Source organism: Sphingobium sp. GW456-12-10-14-TSB1 (genome assembly GCF_059424385.1).
The window spans coordinates 1,526,203-1,545,787 of the sequence record NZ_JBWKZI010000001.1 but is presented as its reverse complement, the minus strand read 5'-3'; the positions used below and the strand labels follow the sequence as shown (position 1 = coordinate 1,545,787).

16 protein-coding genes are annotated in these 19,585 nt (G+C 62.6%); 13 read left to right on the top strand and 3 right to left on the bottom strand.

Annotated elements, in window-relative coordinates; genetic code table 11:
* Window positions 1–13: 13 nt before the first annotated feature.
* Genes AC07X9_RS07525 through AC07X9_RS07515 form a run of 3 tightly spaced genes read right to left on the bottom strand, consistent with a single transcriptional unit; the run spans window position 14 to window position 3,930 of the window.
* On the bottom strand, window positions 14–2,437 hold the full coding sequence (locus AC07X9_RS07525) for a TonB-dependent receptor (protein WP_017184646.1): 2,424 nt from the start codon (window positions 2,435–2,437) through the stop codon (window positions 14–16).
* Entirely contained in the window at window positions 2,421–3,362 is a 942-nt protein-coding gene (locus AC07X9_RS07520) for a FecR family protein (RefSeq protein ID WP_017184645.1), read from the bottom strand. The genes AC07X9_RS07525 and AC07X9_RS07520 overlap by 17 nt, the downstream gene beginning before the upstream one ends.
* 55 nt (window positions 3,363–3,417) lie before the next feature.
* On the bottom strand, window positions 3,418–3,930 hold the full coding sequence (locus AC07X9_RS07515) for an RNA polymerase sigma factor (RefSeq protein WP_017184644.1): 513 nt from the start codon (window positions 3,928–3,930) through the stop codon (window positions 3,418–3,420).
* A 291-nt stretch (window positions 3,931–4,221) separates the two neighbouring features.
* On the opposite strand from AC07X9_RS07515, the gene AC07X9_RS07510 reads away from it, so the two are divergent.
* From AC07X9_RS07510 to AC07X9_RS07450, 13 genes are all read left to right on the top strand, one after another.
* Window positions 4,222–5,430, top strand: coding sequence for a serine hydrolase domain-containing protein (locus AC07X9_RS07510; protein ID WP_017184643.1), 1,209 nt, complete (start codon window positions 4,222–4,224; stop codon window positions 5,428–5,430).
* A gap of 85 nt (window positions 5,431–5,515) precedes the next feature.
* Window positions 5,516–7,984: a glycogen/starch/alpha-glucan phosphorylase gene (locus tag AC07X9_RS07505; protein WP_017184642.1), complete on the top strand. Its 2,469-nt coding sequence runs from the start codon at window positions 5,516–5,518 to the stop codon at window positions 7,982–7,984.
* Between the two features lie 20 nt (window positions 7,985–8,004).
* On the top strand, window positions 8,005–10,164 hold the full coding sequence (gene glgB / locus AC07X9_RS07500; protein WP_017184641.1) for a 1,4-alpha-glucan branching protein GlgB: 2,160 nt from the start codon (window positions 8,005–8,007) through the stop codon (window positions 10,162–10,164).
* Between the two features lie 56 nt (window positions 10,165–10,220).
* Window positions 10,221–11,483, top strand: a complete 1,263-nt coding sequence (gene glgC / locus AC07X9_RS07495) for a glucose-1-phosphate adenylyltransferase (protein ID WP_026002676.1) — start codon at window positions 10,221–10,223, stop codon at window positions 11,481–11,483.
* A gap of 8 nt (window positions 11,484–11,491) precedes the next feature.
* A complete protein-coding gene (gene glgA, locus AC07X9_RS07490; RefSeq protein WP_017184639.1) occupies window positions 11,492–12,940 on the top strand; it encodes a glycogen synthase GlgA in 1,449 nt (482 codons plus the stop codon).
* Entirely contained in the window at window positions 12,937–14,823 is a 1,887-nt protein-coding gene (glgX, locus tag AC07X9_RS07485; RefSeq protein ID WP_017184638.1) for a glycogen debranching protein GlgX, read from the top strand. Before glgA ends, glgX begins: the two co-directional genes overlap by 4 nt.
* 115 nt (window positions 14,824–14,938) lie before the next feature.
* Window positions 14,939–15,499, top strand: coding sequence for a PaaI family thioesterase (locus tag AC07X9_RS07480; RefSeq protein WP_017184637.1), 561 nt, complete (start codon window positions 14,939–14,941; stop codon window positions 15,497–15,499).
* Window positions 15,500–15,696: 197 nt separating this feature from the next.
* Window positions 15,697–16,905 (top strand): tyrosine-type recombinase/integrase, encoded by a 1,209-nt coding sequence (locus AC07X9_RS07475; RefSeq protein ID WP_086485730.1) that lies wholly within the window; start codon window positions 15,697–15,699, stop codon window positions 16,903–16,905.
* Window positions 16,905–17,642 carry a hypothetical protein gene (locus AC07X9_RS07470; RefSeq protein ID WP_140159580.1) on the top strand — a complete coding sequence of 246 codons (738 nt, stop codon included), beginning with the start codon at window positions 16,905–16,907 and terminating at the stop codon, window positions 17,640–17,642. The genes AC07X9_RS07475 and AC07X9_RS07470 overlap by 1 nt, the downstream gene beginning before the upstream one ends.
* A gap of 100 nt (window positions 17,643–17,742) precedes the next feature.
* A complete protein-coding gene (locus AC07X9_RS07465) occupies window positions 17,743–17,943 on the top strand; it encodes a helix-turn-helix transcriptional regulator (protein WP_086485729.1) in 201 nt (66 codons plus the stop codon).
* Between the two features lie 177 nt (window positions 17,944–18,120).
* Complete coding sequence (locus AC07X9_RS07460) at window positions 18,121–18,306, top strand: hypothetical protein (protein WP_140159579.1); 186 nt, start codon at window positions 18,121–18,123, stop codon at window positions 18,304–18,306.
* On the top strand, window positions 18,303–19,214 hold the full coding sequence (locus AC07X9_RS07455) for a DUF7146 domain-containing protein (RefSeq protein ID WP_254908060.1): 912 nt from the start codon (window positions 18,303–18,305) through the stop codon (window positions 19,212–19,214). Before AC07X9_RS07460 ends, AC07X9_RS07455 begins: the two co-directional genes overlap by 4 nt.
* Complete coding sequence (locus AC07X9_RS07450) at window positions 19,211–19,501, top strand: AAA family ATPase (protein ID WP_086485727.1); 291 nt, start codon at window positions 19,211–19,213, stop codon at window positions 19,499–19,501. The genes AC07X9_RS07455 and AC07X9_RS07450 overlap by 4 nt, the downstream gene beginning before the upstream one ends.
* Window positions 19,502–19,585 lie beyond the last annotated feature (84 nt).

The window sequence follows — 19,585 nt, the reverse complement described above, 5'->3', positions numbered from 1 at the left end:
TCTGAACCGATGTTCAGAAAGCGAAATCCATGCCGATGCGGACGGTGCGGGGGCGTAGCGGGGTGTAATAGTCGGTATGGAGGTCGAACGGCGTACCGAGCGAGAAACGGTTGCCGTCGCTGTCGAGCAGGTTGGCCAGCGAAAGGGATATTTGCACCGGGCCGCGCGTCACGCTGGTCGACAGGCTGGTGTCGACATAATCGCCCTGCGTCCGCCCCAATATCGGGCCGACGCCCAGTTGCGACTTGCCGACATAACGGGCCGATCCAGACAGATGCAGACGCATCCCATTGCCCATCACGGTGCGATAGTCGAACCCCAGCCGTCCGCCCAGATTGGCGACGTTGGGCAAGTCCAGCGAGCGCCCTTCGAAGGACAGCGCCCGCAGGAATTGCGCCGGCCGGGTCAGGCGGCTGTCATTATAGATGATGCTGGCATCCAGCGTCAGGCGCTGGATCGCGCGCACGACAATGCGTCCTTCGGCGGTGTATATGCGCCCATCGCCGATATTCGCGGTGGTCGGCAGGCCGATCCGGTCGGTCACGTCGGCCTGGATGTTGCGCCAGTCGGTATAGGCGAGGTTGGCGCTGATCGCGATGGCGTCGCGCCCCGCCACGCCTTTGCGAAAACCGATCTCGGCCGTCGATATGCGGTCATTCTGGAACCGGCGGACGCGCTGGTCATCCACCGCCAGACCGCCGGGCCGGAAGCCCTGTTGATAGCGGGCGTAGAGGGTGACGTCGGGGATCGCGTCCGTCAGCAGCGCGAAGGAGGGCAGGAAGATGGTTTCGCTGCGGTCCGCCTGCGCTTCGGCGCGGGCGATATCGGCAAAGGACAGGGCGGCAATGGGATCGAGCGCCTCGCCCGACAGGCGGCTGTTGGTCAGCCGTCCGCCAACGGTCGCGATCAGGCCCCTGACCGGCTCGAAAGAGGCTTCGCCGAACAGGGTCGCTTCCTTGACCTTGTTGCGGACCCCGGTGGCGGTGGCGGGCAAGCCGCGGCCGATCATGGGCACGCCGGGGATCACCTGCGGCTGGAACATGGCGGTGCCATAGGAGGTCAGCGATCGCCGGAGCTTCGACTGGCTTTGCAGATAGGATGCGCCCAATATCCAGCCCAGACCGTTGTCGAGATCGCGCACGAGCCGATTTTCGGTCGAAAAGATGTCGATGTCATTGCGCTGGCGGAACAGCGCGCTGGGTCCATCCTGTTGCGTGGCGTCGTAGCTTTCGGTGAGTTCATGATGGACGAAGCCGGTGGAGGAGACGAAGCGCAGGCTGTCCCATTGGCGCTCGACCCTGATATTGCCAAGCAGATAGTCGGAAAAATAAGGCTGTGCGACGCTGGAGGCGCGCTGGAGCCGGTCGAGCGACTGGGTCGCATATTGCGCGTCGCGACCATGAATATGCTGGTACACGCCGTTCAGGTCGACGGTCCAGTTTTCGTCCGGGGCAAAGCGCAAAGCCGCCCGGCCACCATAGGTACGGGTGCGATTGACATCGTTCAGGTCGCGGCTGACATCGTCAATATAGCCACCCTCCTGCACGCCATAGCCAACGACCCGCAGCGCAATTTTTTCCGGCATGATCGGCAGGTTGATCGTCGCCGACAGATCGCCCCCCGGCGCGCCATGCTGGGTGGCGGAAAGGCCCGCCGATACCTGCCCGCCAAATTCGCCCAGATTGGGGGCGTTGGGCATGATGCGGATGATGCCGCCAAGCGACCCCGCGCCGTACAACGTCCCCTGCGGTCCTTCCAATATCTCGACCCGGCCGACATCATAGAGTTTGAGGTCCGGGTCAGGCGCGGCATAATTGAGGCGCATGTCGCCCAGATATTGGCCAGTGGTCGCCTGGGTTGGTCCCGCGACGCCGGAATCGGCGATGGCGCGGATGAACAGTTTGTTGCGGCCATTGCCCGCATGGGTGGAACTGAGGCTGGCGACCCGCGCCAGCAGCGTAGCCGTGCCGCCCGACGCTTCGCCGCTGGAAAAGAGATTGGCGTCGATCGCTTCGACCATGCCGGCATAGCGGGGCAGGGGCGTGTAGCGTTTGGACGCGGTGACGATGATTTCCGCAACGGGTTGATCGGGCAGGGGGGCTGCCGGTGCGCGGGCGGGGGTTTGGGCGGTTGCCACCGGGCGCGCGCGTACGATGCGCCAGGTCGAGGCGTCGATCATCATGGCCCTGGCACCGCTGCCCCGCAGCAGGCGCTTGAGCGCCGCGTCGACCGACAGGCGGCCCTTGACGGCGGGGGTGGCTATGCCGGCGAGCGACTGGTCCGACATGCCGACGCTGACGCCGGTTTGACGGCCAAGCGCCACCACGGCCTCGCCCAGCCGTGAAGGGGCGATGCTGATAGTCTGTCTGTCCGCTGCGTGCGCGGGCGTTGCGATCGCTAGGGCGGTGACGATCAGGAGCTCAGCTTTGCGGCCCATTCCCTTCCTTCAGCACCCAGCCGTCGCCAGTGCGTATCGCGCTCAGCCCCATGAGCGGCGCGGCCCCGGCGAAGAAGCGCGCCGGGTCTTTGTCCAGCCGGATCGTGCCAGTGAAGCGCATTGCCCGCGCGCCGGGCGTGGTGGTCAGCACGATGCCGAGCGAGCGGGCGATGTCCTGGCTGATGTCGGCCACGGCGGCATTGGCGTAGACCAGGCGTCCCTGCCGCCAGCTGGCGACGGCGGCGGGGGCGACGTCCATCACCCGCAATCCATCGCCATCATCGGCCAGTGCGCGTCCGGCGGGCAGGCTGATCGCTTCGGCCTGCGGATTGTAGATCACCTTGCCTTCGGATACGCCGATCCGGGTCGCATCGCCGGTATAGACGATGTTGAACACGGTGCCCGCATCCTCGAACACGGCATCGCCCACGGTTACGCGGAAGGGATCGGCCGCATCATGGCGTACGGTGAAGGCCGCTTCGCCGCTGTCGAGCGCGGCAAAGCGGGTATCATTGCGGTCGAGCCGCAGCGTCGTGCCGCCATTGACGTCGATCCGCGTGCCATCGTCCAGCGCGATGGTCTGCGTTTCGCCGGGCCGGGTGGTGATGGTGTAGATGTCGGCGCGATTCATCATGCTCAGCGAAATGGTCGCGACCAGCGCTGCTGCAATCGCGCCGCCGCCAACCCAGCGCCATGTCCGGTGCCGGGGTTCGCCCGGATCATTGGCGGCAATGGGCAAGGCAGCGGGCAGGGCTGCGGGACTGGACGGGATGATGGCGTCCAGGTCGGCGTCGGCCGCCATCAATGCGTCATAGGCGGCGGCGCGCGCAGGGTCGCCCTCCAGCCACAGCGTGAACGCCTCCCAATCGACAAAGTCGGGATCGCGCGTGCGGATGACCCATCCCAGCGCTTCCTCTTGCATCATGGCTCCAGCCCTGTTCATTTCTTGCCCCTTGCAGAGACTGACGCCGCCGACCCGCTCATGCCGTATCCATTTTCTGCTTGAGCGCGATCATGGCACGATAGGCCTTTTGCAGATCCTTCTCCACCGTGGTCAGGCTGACCCCCAGTTCCTCGGCGATCGCGCGTTGCCCCACCCCCTCGATACGGAAGCGACGGAACACCAACTCGACCCGCGGGCCGAGCGCGCGCAGCGTCTCGCGCGCTTCGTCCAGCGTCTGGTTGAGGATCAGTCGTTCGTCGACCGGCATGTCGTCGACCGGATCGGCCATCACGCCGCCTGCCCCTTCCGCCCAATCCTGTTCGCGCCGTTCGCGCCGCGTGGCGGATCGGTATCGGTCCAGCATCAGATTATTGGCCATGCGATAAAGATAGGGGAGCGGATCGGCGACCGGGCCGATATCCTTGGCCTCCAGCTTCATCCACATGTCCTGAATCAAGTCCTCCGCATTCTCCCCGGCACCGCGCGCCCGCAGGAAGCGCAGCAAGGCGGCGCGGTTTGCCATGAATAGTGCGGAGAGGCCGGTGGCCATGCCTGTCTATATCCAATGCGAGGCAAGTCTTGGCATGTTGCCATAGATGGCCAAGCGGGGTCTTGGCAATCGGCAAGCGGTTTACGGGCGTGCATTGCTGTTTTAGGGTCGGACCTGATCCAGACTTCAACATCCTCTCCTGGAAGGGGATGTGTCAGCGCGGAGCGATGACGGAGGGGCGTGAAGCCATCGATAGCTTGCCCCCCACCGTCTGGCCTGCGGCCATCCACCTCCCCTTGCAGGGGAGGATGGGTTCAAATCTCTTAATCCTTGTAGGGAGCAGCGTTGAGCATGACAGATGGCGTGGACAAGGCGGCGACGCAGGCGGCGGGGATGGACCCCGACCGGCTCGGTGCGCTGATCGACCATCTCGACGCGACCTATCTGGCGTCGGGCAAGCTGGCGCACATGCAATTGCTGGTTTCGCGCGATGAACAACCCGTGTTGACGGCGGCGCGCGGCGCGGCGCGGGCGACAGGCGAGCCGCTGCGGGACGATGCCTTGTTCCGCATTGCGTCGATGACCAAGCCGATCACGTCGGTCGCCTTCATGATGCTGGTGGAGGCTGGCAAGGTCGCGCTGGATACGCCGGTGGCAGACGTCATCACCGAATTCGCCAACCTGCGCGTCGGACGGGGTAATCGCGCGCGGCCCAAGCAGGTGATGCGGATGGTCGACCTGCTGCGGCACATGTCGGGGCTGACATATGGGCTGCAACGCCAGACGCCGATCGACGCGCGATACCGGCAACTTGGGCTGGACGAATTTCAGCAGAAACGCACGTCGGACGAATTCATTGCCGATCTTGCCCGGCTGCCGCTGGAATATTCGCCCGGCGAGCGGTGGATCTACTCCGTGTCGACCGATGTGCTGGGCGTGGTGGTTGAACGGCTGAGCGGCATGGACCTGGGCGCGTTTTTCCGCGCCCGCATATGCGATCCGCTGGGCATGATCGACACCGGCTTCGTCCTGCGCGACGATCAGGTCGAGCGGATGACCGATGCCTGGCGGCTGAACGAGGATGGCGAACGCGTCATCGCAGACCTTGGCGCACGTAGCGGCTGGCGGCGGCAGGGCCGCTTCCTGTCCGGCGGCGGCGGGCTGGTGTCGGGCGTTTCGGATTATCATCGCTTTGCGCGCATGTTGCTGCGCGGCGGAGAATTCGATGGCGCGCGGCTGTTGCGGCCCGAAACCGTGGCGATGATGCGGGACAATCAGTTGCCGGGTGGCAGCGACCTGGCCCGCCATTCGACCGGCATGTTCAGTGAGGCCGACTATAATGGCGTCGGCTTTGGCCTCGGCTTTGCAATGGATCTCAAAAGCCAGGAATATTATTGGGGCGGGGTGTTTTCGACCTTTTTCTGGATCGATCCGATCGAGCGACTGATCGGCATTTTCATGACCCAGTTGCTCCCGTCCAGCGCCTATCCGGTGCGGGCCGACCTGCGCGCTGGTGTCCGGGCTTCGATCGTCGATCATCGGGGCGGTCAGGCGCACTGATTTTTTTGCTGCGCCGCAAAAACCCTTTGGCTTGGGCCGCGACGCTGTGCCATCATCGCCCCGACAATATAGGGGGACCAGCCGCATGAACCTCAAGGGCCAGACCAAACTTCCTATCCCCGAACCGCGCCGGGTCGATCCCCAGGTCCTGGCCCATGAGATTGTCGAGCGGCTCACCTATCGCATCGGCAAGAATGCCGCCGCCGCCAAGCCGCACGACTGGCTGCACGCCGTCATCCTTTCCATCCGCGACCGGGTGATCGACGCCTGGATCACGTCGACCCAGAAAACCTATGAGGAAGAAGGGCGGCGGGTCTATTATCTGTCGCTGGAATTTCTGATCGGCCGCCTGATGCGCGATGCCGCGTCCAATATGGAAATGCTGGACGACATGCAGGCCGCGCTTGCCTCGCTGGGCGTCGATATAGACATTATCGCGGCGCTGGAGCCGGACGCGGCGCTGGGTAATGGCGGGCTTGGCCGTCTGGCCGCCTGTTTCATGGAGAGCATGGCGACGACGGACGTGCCAGCCTATGGCTATGGCATCCGCTATGTGAACGGCATGTTCCGGCAGGAAATTTCCGACGGCTGGCAGGTGGAACTGCCCGAAACCTGGCTGGCGCACGGCAATCCGTGGGAGTTTGAGCGGCGCGAGGCCAGTTACGAGATCGGCTTTGGCGGGCGGGTCGATCCGGTCGAGAGCGAGGATGCCGGACCGCATCAAATGCACTGGCATCCGTCCGAACGGGTGATCGCGACGCCCTATGATACGCCGATTGCCGGCTGGCGCGGCAAGCGGGTCAATACGCTGCGGCTGTGGCAGGCGCAGCCGATCGATCCGATCCTGCTCGAAAAATTCAATGCGGGCGACCATCTGGGGGCGCTGGCCGAAAGCAATCGTGCCGAGGCGCTGACCCGTGTTCTCTATCCCGCCGACAGTTCAGCCGCGGGGCAGGAATTGCGGCTGCGGCAGGAATATTTCTTCTCGTCCGCGTCCCTGCAGGACATTGTGCGGCGGCATCTGCAATATTTCGGCAGCATCCTGACCCTGCCGGACAAGGCCGCGATCCAGCTTAACGACACCCATCCGGCGGTTGCGGTGGCGGAGCTGATGCGAATATTGCTCGACGATCACGGGCTGGATTTCGGCGAGGCTTGGGACATCACCCGGCGCACCTTCAGCTATACCAACCATACGCTGCTGCCCGAAGCGCTGGAAAGCTGGCCGGTGCCGCTGTTCGAGCGATTGCTGCCCCGGCACATGCAGATCGTCTATGCCGTCAACAGCCGCCTGCTGGCCGAAGCGCGCAAATCCGGTCAGTTTGACAACCATGGGATTGGCGCCATCTCCCTGATCGACGAGGGCGGCGACCGGCGGGTGCGGATGGGCAATCTGGCCTTTGCCGGATCGCACAGCGTCAATGGCGTGTCGGCGCTGCATACCGATCTGATGAAGGTCACGGTCTTTGCTGACCTGCACAATCTCTATCCGACGCGGATCAACAACAAGACGAATGGCGTCACCTTCCGCCGCTGGCTGATGCAGTGCAATCCGGGGCTGTTCGCGCTGATCCGCGAGGCGATTGGCGACCGTTTCATGGACGATCCCGAAGCGCTGCGCGACCTTGATCCCTTTGCCGACGACAGCGCCTTTCAGGAGAAATTCCTGGGCGTGAAGCGGGCCAACAAGGAAGCGCTGTCCAATATATTGCGCCAGAAGGTGAACGCCCGGATCGATCCGGGCGCTATGTTCGACATCCAGATCAAGCGTATCCACGAATATAAACGGCAATTGCTCAACATCGTCGAGGCCGTGTCGCTCTATGATCAGATCCGGTCGCACCCGGAAAAGAACTGGGTGCCGCGCGTCAAATTGTTCGGCGGCAAGGCGGCATCGAGCTATCACAATGCCAAGCTGATCATCAAACTGGCGGGCGACGTGGCGCGCGCGGTCAATCATGATCCGGCAGTGCAGGGGCTGCTCAAATTGCAGTTCGTGCCCAATTATAATGTGTCGCTGGCCGAAGTCATGATCCCGGCGGCTGACCTGTCCGAACAGATTTCGACCGCGGGCATGGAGGCGTCGGGCACCGGCAATATGAAGTTCGCGGTCAATGGCGCGCTGACCATCGGCACGCTGGATGGCGCCAATGTCGAAATGCGCGATCATGTGGGTGATGAGAATATCATCATCTTCGGCCTGACCGCGCAGGAGGTGAACGAGCGCCGTGCCAACGGCTATAATCCGCGTGAGGTAATCGACCAGAGCCGCGAATTGTCCCAAGCGTTGAACGCGATTGCCAGCGGCGTATTCTCGCCCGACGATCCCGATCGCTACAAGGGGCTGATCCAGGGCATCTATGACCATGACTGGTTCATGCTGGCGGCGGATTTCGACAGCTATTCCGCCGCGCAGCGCAATGTCGATGCGCTCTGGACGGATGGCGCTTTGTGGGCGAAGAAGGCGATACATAATGTTGCCCGGATGGGCTGGTTCTCGTCGGACCGGACCATCCGCGAATATGCGACCGACATCTGGAAGATAAAGCCATGAGCGGAATGCGAGGATAAGCGGTGTTGACGCCGGAACAGATTGACCGGCTGATACAAGGTCGCGAGGACGACCCCTTTGCCACGCTTGGCGTGCATCCGGCTGAAAGCGGCTTTACTGCCTGTGTGCTGCTGCCCGAAGCGGTTGGCGTCAGCGCCCAGACGTTGGATGGCAAGCCGGTCGGCGAACTGGCGGCGATCCACCCGGACGGGCTGTTTTTCGGCAAGGTGAAAATCCGCAAGCGCCAGCCGTTGCGTTACGTCGCCCATTATGGCGATGGCGGCGACCATGTCATGATCGATCCCTATGGCTTCGGCCCGGTCCTGGGGCCGATGGATGATTATTATTTCGCGCAAGGATCGCACGGACGCCTGTTCGACAAGCTGGGCGCGCATGCAATGACCCATGACGGAGTGACCGGCACGCATTTTGCCGTGTGGGCGCCCAATGCAAAGCGCGTGTCGGTGGTGGGCGACTTCAATCGCTGGGATGGCCGCCGCGCGCCGATGCGCCGCCGGGCGGATGCTGGCGTGTGGGAGATTTTCCTGCCCGATGTCGGGCCGGGCAGCGCGTATAAATATGAGATTATGGGCGCGGATGGCGTCATCCTGCCGCTCAAGGCCGACCCCTTTGCCTTTCAGTCCGAACTGCGCCCCTCGACCGCGTCGATCGTCGCCGCGCCGCTTGACCATGAATGGGGCGACGAACGGCATAAGGACCATTGGCAGAAGGCCGATGCGCGGCGTGAGCCGGTGTCGATTTACGAAGTCCATGCCGGGTCATGGCAGCGGGACGAGTCCGGCGATTTCCTGAGCTGGGATGAACTGGCGCGGCGGTTGATCCCCTATGTCGTCGGCATGGGCTTTACCCATGTCGAATTTCTGCCGATCAGCGAATATCCCTATGATCCCAGTTGGGGATACCAGACGCTGGGTCTCTATGCGCCGACCGCGCGGTTCGGCGATCCGGCGGGCTTTGCGCGTTTTGTCGACGGGGCGCACCAGGCCGGGATTGGCGTTATTCTGGATTGGGTGCCGGCGCATTTCCCGACCGACGAACATGGGCTGGCCTATTTTGACGGCACGGCGCTGTATGAACATGCCGATCCGCGCAAGGGATTCCACCCCGACTGGAATACCGCCATCTATAATTTCGGGCGGCGCGAGGTATCGCAATATCTGGTCAATAATGCGCTGTTCTGGGCCGAGCGCTATCATGTCGACGGGCTGCGCGTCGATGCCGTCGCCTCGATGCTCTATCTCGATTATTCGCGGGCGCCCGGCGAGTGGGTGCCCAACGATCATGGCGGGCGGGAGAATGTGGAGGCAGTGGCCTTCCTCCAGCAACTCAACACCGTCCTGTACGGCACCCATGGCGGGGTGATGACGATCGCGGAGGAATCGACTAGCTGGCCCGACGTGTCGCGCCCGGTGCATAGCGGTGGCCTGGGTTTCGGTTTCAAATGGAATATGGGGTTCATGCACGATACGCTGCGCTATTTGCAGCGCGATCCGGTGCATCGCTGCCATCATCATGACGACATCACCTTCGGCCTGCTCTACGCCTTTACCGAGAATTTCGTGCTGGCGCTGAGCCATGACGAGGTGGTGCATGGCAAGGCGTCGTTGCTGCACAAGATGCCGGGCGATGACTGGCAGAAATTCGCCACGCTGCGGGCCTATTATGGCCTGATGTGGGGGTATCCCGGCAAGAAGCTGCTGTTCATGGGGCAGGAGTTCGCCCAGCGCGGGGAGTGGAGCGAGGACCGGGCGCTCGACTGGCATCTGGTCGATCATCCCCCCCACCAGGGGGTGCAGCAATGGGTGAGCGATCTCAACCATCTCTATCGCTCCCGACCGGCGCTGCATGCGCGCGATTGCGAGCCGGAGGGGTTTGAATGGGTGCTGGTAGATGCCGCCGCCGACTCCGTCTTTGCGTGGGTGCGGCGGGCGCCCGGCGCGCGTCCGATCGTCGTCATCAGCCATTTTACGCCATTGCTGCGGCATGGTTACCGGATGCGTTTGCCATCGGGCGGAACGTGGCGCGAAATATTGAACAGCGACGCGGCCGGTTATGGCGGCAGCAATGCAGGAAATATGGGCATGGTGACGGCGGATGAGGAGGGATGGGCCAATGTAACCATTCCCCCATTCGCGACGTTGATGCTGGAACTGGATATTTAAGGAAGCCGACGGGCGCGTGCAGGCGACGGACGGGGCAATGCGAGGAGAGGCCCGAAATGCAGCAACCACGAAACCAGCCGATCGCCCGTGACGCCATGGCCTATGTGCTGGCGGGAGGGCGCGGCAGTCGCCTGGCGGAACTGACCGACAAGCGCGCCAAGCCTGCCGTCCATTTTGGCGGCAAGGCGCGGATCATCGATTTTGCCCTGTCCAATGCGCTTAACAGCGGTATTCGCCGCATCGGCGTGGCGACGCAGTATAAGGCGCATTCGCTGATCCGCCATTTGCAGCGCGGCTGGAACTTCTTTCGTCCCGAACGCAACGAGAGCTTCGATATTCTGCCCGCCAGCCAGCGCGTGTCGGAAAGCCAATGGTATGAAGGGACCGCCGACGCCGTGTTCCAGAATATCGACATCATCGAAAGTTATGCGCCCGAATATATGGTGCTGCTGGCGGGCGATCATGTCTATAAAATGGACTATGAGCTGATGCTCCAGCAGCATGTCGATAGCGGCGCGGACGTGACGGTCGGCTGCATGGAAGTGCCGCGTAGCGAGGCGTCCGGCTTTGGCGTGATGCATGTCGATGAAAAGGACTGGATCACCGCCTTCGTCGAAAAGCCAAAAGACCCGCCAGCCATTCCCGGCCAGCCCGATATGGCCCTGGCGTCGATGGGCATCTATGTTTTCCAGACCCGGTTCCTGATCGAGCAGTTGCGCCGCGATGCGGACGATCCGGCCAGCAAGCGCGACTTTGGCGGCGACATCATCCCCCATATCGTCAAGCATGGCAAAGCGGTGGCGCACCGCTTTTCGAGCAGTTGCGTGCGTGCCGAAAGCGAGCTGGTTCCCTATTGGCGCGACGTGGGGACGATCGATGCCTATTGGCAGGCGAGCATCGACCTGACCGACGTGGTGCCCTCGCTGGATCTGTATGACCGCAGCTGGCCGCTATGGACCTATTCCGAAGTCACTCCGCCCGCCAAGTTCGTGCATAATGAGGATGGACGGCGCGGGTCCGCGACATCGTCGCTGGTGGCCGGCGGTTGCATTGTGTCGGGTTCATCGCTGCATCGCAGCCTGCTGTTTTCCGGGGTCAAGACACATAGCTTTTCGTCGGTCACCGACAGCGTGATCATGCCCAATTGCGAGATCGGGCGCGGGGCGCGGTTGCACAAATGCGTGCTCGATTCCGGCATCATCATCCCGCCCGGCCTGATCATCGGCGAACATCCGGAGGAGGATGCGCAGCGCTTTCGCCGGACCGACAGCGGCATATGTCTGGTCACGCAGCCGATGATCGAGCGGCTGGTGGCTTGAGCGGTCGCATGGCGATGAAATTGCTGTCGGTTGCATCCGAAATCTATCCGCTGGTCAAGACGGGCGGCCTGGCCGACGTCGCAGGTGCGCTGCCGGGGGCGCTGGCGGCGCAGGATGTGCAGGTGCGCACGTTGGTGCCGGGTTATCCCGGCGTGATTGCGCGTCTGGGCAAGGCGAAGGTGGTGCGTCGCTATGAGGCGCTGTTCGGCGTTCCCGCGACGGTGCTGGCGGCGAGCGTCGACGGACTGGACCTGCTGGTACTGGATGCGCCCGATTTCTACGCGCGCGAAGGCGGTCCCTATGGCGATCCTGCGGGCAATGAGTGGCCTGACAACTGGCGGCGTTTTGCGGCCCTGTCGCGGGTGGGGGCGGATATTGCAGCGGAAGGACTGAAGGGCTGGCGGCCCGATGTCGTCCATGTCCATGACTGGCAGGCTGCGATGACCGCGGCCTATATGCGCTTTGGTCCGGCCCATGGCGTGCCCAAGGTGGTGACGATCCACAATCTGGCGTTTCAGGGGCGGTTCGGCGCGGACATCTTTGCCGCGCTGGGCCTGCCGCAGGAGGCGTGGGGGGTGGATGGCGTCGAATATTATGGCGGCATCGGTTATTTGAAGGCGGGGCTGGTATCGGCGGATGCGATTACGACAGTCAGTCCGACATATGCGGAGGAAATTCGTTCGCCGGTCCATGGCATGGGGCTGGACGGCCTGATCAACGGGCGGGTGGACCGCCTGCACGGCATATTGAACGGGGTCGATACCGACATCTGGAATCCGGCAAATGATGCTTTGATTTCAAAGCCTTATTCCGCACGGTCGCTTGGTGGGCGGACGACCAACCGGCGGGCGCTGGAAAGCCGATTTGGCCTGGATCATGACGGCGCGCCGATCTTCATCATCGTCAGTCGGTTGACCTGGCAGAAGGGGATGGACCTGCTGGTGGACGCGATCGATCATCTGGTCGGGCTGGGTGCGAAGCTCGCCGTGCTGGGATCGGGCGACCATCCGCTGGAGGGTGCATTTCTGGGCGCGGCGGACCGGCATCGCGGACGGATCGGCGTGCAGATCGGCTATGATGAGCCGCTGTCGCACCTGATGCAGGCGGGGGGAGACGCCATATTGATCCCGTCGCGATTCGAGCCGTGCGGACTGACCCAGCTTTATGCGTTGCGCTATGGCTGCGTGCCGGTGGTGGCGCGGGTCGGCGGGCTGGCCGATACGGTGATCGACGCCAATGAGGCGGCGCTGGCGGCGCTGGCGGCGACAGGCATCGTCTTTGCCCCGTCCGATCTGCTGGCCTTGCATGGTGCGATCGGCAGGGCGGTGCGATTGCATGGACAACGGCCTGTCTGGCAGGCGATGCAGCGGGCGGGGATGCGCAGCGAAGTGTCGTGGGATCATAGCGCGGCGCGCTATGCGGCGCTGTACCGGGCGTTGCTGGCGGAGGTGGCGTGAGCGGGGGCGGATGTGCGCCGGTCATCGGCGCTGCCGCCACCCGCTTTTCGATCTGGGCGCCGGACGCCGAACAGCTATGGCTGTGCCTGTTCGATGACGCGGATCGGGAGCGGCGCGCGCCGATGCTGCGCGACGTCGATGGCGTGTGGCATGTCGAGTTGTCCGGCGTCGGGGCGGGCGCGCGGTACGGCGTGCGCGCGGATGGCCCTTATGATCCGGCGGCGGGGCTGTGGTTCGATCCCGACAAGCTACTGCTCGATCCCTATGCTCCGGCAGTCGACCGGGCCTTCGTCTATGACCCGGCGCTGACGGCCAAGCGGGGGGAGGGCGAGGACACGGCGCCGCTTTGCCCGAAGGGGGTGGTGGTTGCGCCGTCGATGCCGCTCCCCGCCAGGCCGCCGCATTTTACGCCGGGCGGCCTGATCTACGAACTGCATGTGCGCGGCTTTACGATGCTGCATCCCGATGTGCCGGAGGCGCTGCGCGGCACCATCGCCGCGCTGGCCCATCCGGCGATCATCGCGCATTTGAAGCAGTTGCATGTGTCCGCCGTGGAGCTGATGCCGATCAACGCCTGGATCGACGAGCGGCATCTGGGGCCGATCGGCCTGACCAACTATTGGGGCTATAATCCGGTCAGCTGGTTCGCGATCGACCCGCGCCTGGCGCCGGGCGGCATGGCGGAACTGCGCGCCACGGTGGCGGCTTTGCAGGACGCAGGGATCGGCGTGATCCTGGACATGGTCTATAATCATAATGGCGAGAGCGACATGCAGGGACCGACGCTGTCGCTGCGTGGCCTCAATGCCCGCGACTATTTCCGCCATGCCGATAGTGGGGAACTGATCAACGATACCGGGACCGGCAACAGCATCGCGTGCAACCAGCCGATGGTGCGCCGCCTGATCCTGGATTCACTCCGCCATTTCGTGACGCAGGCGGGGGTGGATGGCTTCCGTTTCGATCTGGGGCCAGCGCTGGGGCGGATGACGGACGGGTTCGACCCCCATGCGCCGTTGCTGGAGGAGATGCGGGCCGACCCGGTGCTGGCCGACCGGGTGATGATCGCGGAGCCATGGGATATTGGACCGGGCGGTTATCAACTGGGCCGGTTCGGGCAGGAGTGGCTGGAGTGGAACGACCGCTATCGTGACGACATGCGGCGCTTCTGGCGGGGGGACGCCGGGATGCTGGGTGGATTTGCCACGCGCCTGGCGGGATCGTCCGACATATTCGGCGGGGATGCGACCCGGACCGTCAACTTTCTGGCCGCCCATGATGGTTTCACGCTGGCGGACCTTACCGCCTATGAGCAGCGGCATAACCACGCCAATGGCGAGCAGAATCGCGATGGCCATGGCGAAAATCTGAGCTGGAACAATGGTGTCGAGGGGGTGAGCGACGATCCCGTCATCATAGCGGCGCGGCGGCGTGACGTGATGGCGCTGCTCTCCACCCTCTTCTGTTCGCGCGGCGCGATCATGCTGAGCGCGGGCGATGAATTTGGCCGCAGCCAGCAGGGCAATAATAATGCCTATGCGCAGGATAATGCGATTGGCTGGATCGACTGGGCCGGGCGTGACCGGGAGATTGAAGCCCACGCATTCACCCTGGCAGCGCTGCGGGCGCGATGTCCTGATTTTAAGGATATTGCCATGCTGCGTGAGGAGGATGTGGCATGGACCGACCAGAGCGGCCGCGCCATGGACGTTGCCCAATGGGAGCAGCCGGAGCGACGCTGCGTTGCGCTGCATTTCCTGCGATCGGGATGGACATTGTGCGTGAATGGCAGCGCAGAGCCCTGCGAATTTCACCTGGGCGATGATCGCTGCGTAACTGTTGCCAGCCGAAGCCTGTTGTTGCTCGATCCATTACCCCGCTAAGGGGCGTGAGTCTCCCGACGGTCGGGACTGGAACGAGCAAGAGAAAGTTGACCTGATGCCGGACGAACACCCCCCCATATTTCGAGGCTATCGGCGCGGAAAGATCAGGGGGTCCATGCCGGGTTCGGCCTATCCAGCGATGATCGACACGCTGCGCGATTTTCTGGACGATCTCGCCGCCGCCAAGCTTGATGAAACGACGATCGAGGCGCTGGCAGCGGACCTGCAGCAATGGCGCGGGCGACTGGCACCGTTGAAGGCAAGCGAGGAACATCGGATGTTCGGGCGGGTCGACAATGTGCCGGGTCACGGCCAGGTCATGTGTCCCGCCATCGACATCGAAGAGCTGGATGAGACGTCTGTTCGGGCGCAGGTGACCTTTGGCGACTATTTTCTGGGGGGCAATGCGGCCGCTCATGGCGGCGCGGTGTCGCTCATGTTCGACGAACTGCTTGGCATGTCGGCCAATGCTGGTCCGGGCGGCGTGGCGCGCACTGCCTATCTGCACATCAATTATCGCGCGATCACACCCATGAACCGGCCATTGACGGTGACCGCGACCGTTTATGCAATCGAAGGCAGAAAGCGGTTCGTGCGCGGGGAATTGAAGGATGGGGAGCGGCTGTGCGCCGATGCCGATGGGCTGTTTCTGGAACTGCTGCCCGGCCAGCAATGATGTGGTGAGTCCAGCTGGGTTCGAACCAGCGACCTACTGATTAAAAGTCGGGTCCGCCATCTGCAAGAGAGGCAAACTATCAGTAAGTTTGCGCTTGAAAACCCTGTAAATCCGTGCGTAACATGCAAAAGACGCCAACTCGGGCTAACTACAGGAAAGCCCGGAAGTTAGCCTGACGTTAGCCCGGAGCCTCCCCCATGGCCGCACCCGTTCAATTGCTCAAGGGATTTGCCAAGGTCGCCGTGACGACCAAGCCAGACCCAAAGAAGCGCCTTACGATCTCCGATCCCGATACGCGCGGGCTGTATGTTCGGATTACGCCCAAGGGTGCCCGGACCTGGACGATCGTTGCCCGCGACCCTGAGGGCAAGCAGGTATGGCGGGAGGTCGGTGACGTCGATTTGATGAGCCTGTCTGACGCGCGGGAAAAGGCGCGGGAGGGGGTGGCCCGGATCAAGGCGGGGCAGTCCGCATTTGAGGAAACGGCACCCACGCCGCCCATGCCGGACCTGTTCCCCACGGTCCTCGATACCTTCATTACGCGTCATGTGAAGAAGGCGGGCCTGCGCAGCGCGCCGGAAATCGAGCGGGCGTTCAAGAAATATGTCACGCCCGAATGGAAGGAAAGGCCGTTCGCCAGTATCCGGCGTAGCGACGTGACAAAATTGGTAGACAAGATCGAGGACGAGAACGGCCCGGTGCAGGCCGATCGGACGCTTGCCTACCTGTCCAAGCTGTTTAGCTGGTATCAGTCACGCGAGGATGATTATGTTTCGCCGGTCGTGCGGGGGATGCGGCGGACGAACGCCAAGGAGCGTGCCCGCGATCGTGTCCTGTCCGATGAGGAAATCCGGGCGCTGTGGAGCGCAGCGTCGGGTGCTGGTGCTTTCGGTGCATTCCTCCAGCTTTTGCTTCTGACGGGCCAGCGGCGGGCCAAGGTGATGGCAATGCGCTGGGAGGATGTCAGCGAAGATGGGGTCTGGACGATCCCGACCGAGGCGCGCGAGAAGGGCAATCCCGGAACGATCAAGCTGCCCAAGATGGCGCGCGATATCCTGGCGGCTCGAACGCCGGTGAAGGACAACCCATTCGTGTTTCCCGGTCGTGGCGAAACAGCGATGGCGCTGGGCGACAAGCTCAAAAAAGACTTTGACGAGATAACAGGCTTTTCCGACTGGCGGTTGCACGATCTGCGGCGCACAGCCAAGACGCTGATGCGTCGTGCGGGCGTGAGTGGCGAGATATCCGAGCGTGTTCTCGGACACGTCATAGGCGGCGTCGAGGGCGTCTATGATCGGTATGACTATGAGGCAGAAAAGACTGCGGCGCTGGAGAAGCTGGCGGGGCTGGTGGCACTGATCCTCGATCCGCAGGATAATGTGGTACAAATGGGGAGGGTTACCTGATGTCCAACATAGTTCGATTCAAGAAGCGGTTGCGACCCGCAACTACTATCTACCGGCTGCCGGACGATGCTCCCCGAATCGATCCAACCGCGCCTGCTGACTGGGGCATTCTATCCGCAAAAATAGCCGATGCTGGGGGTGTTGCGTTATCATCGAAAGCGACTGACTGCCTTTGGTCGGCAATTTTTTGGTATGGTGTCCGCGCGCCGATCGCCTCTGCAAAACATCTCACGCAAGCAGCCCAACGAAGGAAGCTAGAGCGAATAGCTGGAGCAGCGGAAGCTCTAGGAAATCATCTTTCCGATATCTTGGAGCAAGAGAACCCTACTTCGACTTGGCCTTTAATCTCCAATGCAGATTCATCACTTGATGGCAGCGGGCTTCTGGAAATCATCGGCAAACTGAAAGATGCTAGCACGGCAGCGGCTAATAATGTCCCCCCCCGGCGATCAAGCACTGGCCGTCCATCTTTTCCTGGCTTCTCGGAATTCGTTCGGTGCGTGGCGACCATCTACCATTTTGCGGGCGGTCACATTGCAGCCAATAATTCTGCTGATGGCGGACCCCAGGGACCGTTTGTGCGGTTTGTCGAAGCCGCGTTTGAACAAGTGACCCTACCAATAAGTGTTGCGACGCCTACCGCCTTCGGCGACGCCGTGCGTAACGAACTGCGGCGTGATGACGGAGCTTATGACACGCCGTTGGTTCAGCACATTGCAAACGTTTTGAGCGAATAATCCGACAGGGTAAAACTTGAATTTGATTGCGAGATTATACCCTTTTTACGCGCGGCAAGGTCAAACTTAGCAAAGTCTCACCAACTAGGGAGACTTTGCGATGACCGACACTATCCTCAGGAAGGGCCATATCCGGGAAATCACCGGCTGGTCTGATACTCACATCCGCGCACTGGAAGCGGAAAACAAATTCCCTCGCCGTTTCAAGATGAACCCAGATGGCAAGGCTGTCGGCTGGCTCGCTAGCGAGGTCCAGGACTGGATCGCTGCCCGCGCTGCTTCGCGTGGCGCAGGTGCGTAATGTCCATTCAGCAAAACGCCCCCGCCCGTAAGGGCGAAGGCGCTATGTGTCTTCTGGCGGTTGACACTGGCGCATATAACACCGGATCGGCGCGCTGCCAATATCTGGCATCTCGTTTCGGACTTCCTGTCCACCGCGCCGCGCTCGTCGCTGGCCTCGCTTTCGGGGAGGCCCGTCATGCCTGATAGTATCGTCATATCCGAATGTGTGTTCGGCGGGCGCTTCGTCGTTACGTTCGAGCCGCGCACTATCGCTTGGCGCAGTCTGGAATTCCGCAGCCATGCAGAGGCGCTGGCTTGTGCCGACGCACATCATAAAGCGCACAGCTGGCCGGTGATTGACAAGACGGGAGGGCCGTCATGATTGCTCATCTCGATATCATAGCGATCCGGCAGGCTCATCCTCTGCCGGTCGTTGCCGGTGCCACCGTGAAGCTTCATCGGGCGGGAGCGGAGTTCAAAGGCTGCTGTCCGTTCCATAGCGATCGATCTCCATCCTTCACGATCTTTGCCGGGGGTGAGCGTTTCTATTGCTTCGGCTGCGGCGCGACAGGCGATGTCCTTGATTTCGTCCGCCGCGCCCATGGTGTGACGCTGCGCGAAGCGGCGGCGATGCTGGGTAGTGAAAATCTGCCAGCGGTGCGCATTGCTCCGGTCATCAAGGATGAAAAGCCCGAGCGGATCAATGAGGCGCGCGCGATCTGGCGGGATGCTGTGTCGGTTCGCGGCACGTTGGCGGAAACCTATCTCCGTTCGCGGGGGCTGCATCTGCCGATCCCCGAAAGCATCCGCTTCACCCGGCTTCGCTATGGCAAGCGCGGTCCTGAGCGTCCCTGTCTGGTGGCCTGTGTCGCTTCGGTCGATAACAAGCTGGTCGGTATCCAGCGCACGTATCTGAATGATGATGGGAGCGGCAAGGCGGCTGTCCCAAAGCCCAAATTGTCGCTGGGACAGGTGGCAGGCGGCGCGATCCGTCTTGCTCCTGCTGCGGGCCGTTTGATCGTCTGCGAAGGGCTGGAGGACGGCCTGACTCTGATGCAGGAGTTGGGCAGGGCTGTCTGGGTCGCTGCTGGGGCGTCCATGCTTCCTAAGATGATGTTCCCGATCGGCGTCAACAATGTCGCAATCGGGGGTGATGGTGATGATGTCGGCCAGCGCGCCGCCGCGATTGCTGTCCAGTCCTTCGCGTTGCGCGGCCTCAAGTCGAGGGCGTTCTTCCCGCTCGAGGGCTACAAAGATTTCAATGATGAACTGCGGGGGTTGCGCGCATGAAGGTATCTCCCCCCCAAGATCGCGCAGGCGAGACCGAAAATTCGCCGCCTGCTTATATGGCTGGCGTTACGGCTCGGGCGCTCATGTCCAAGTCGTTCCCGCCGATCCAATGGATTGTGCGCCCCGTGCTGGTCGAGGGTCTGACAGTGTTCGCGGGACCGCCCAAGCTCGGCAAGTCCTGGGCGATGCTTGGCGTCGCACTGGCCGTCGCATCTGGCGGTATCGCACTTGGCATTTCCCGCTGTGAGCAAGGTGATGTCCTCTATCTGAGGATCAGCGTGCAATAGGCACCCCCTTCGTGGGGTGATCGGCGTGCAAAAAGGACCCCTTCATCCCGGGGATTTAGTCGGCCGACTGGTTTTGATCAGTTG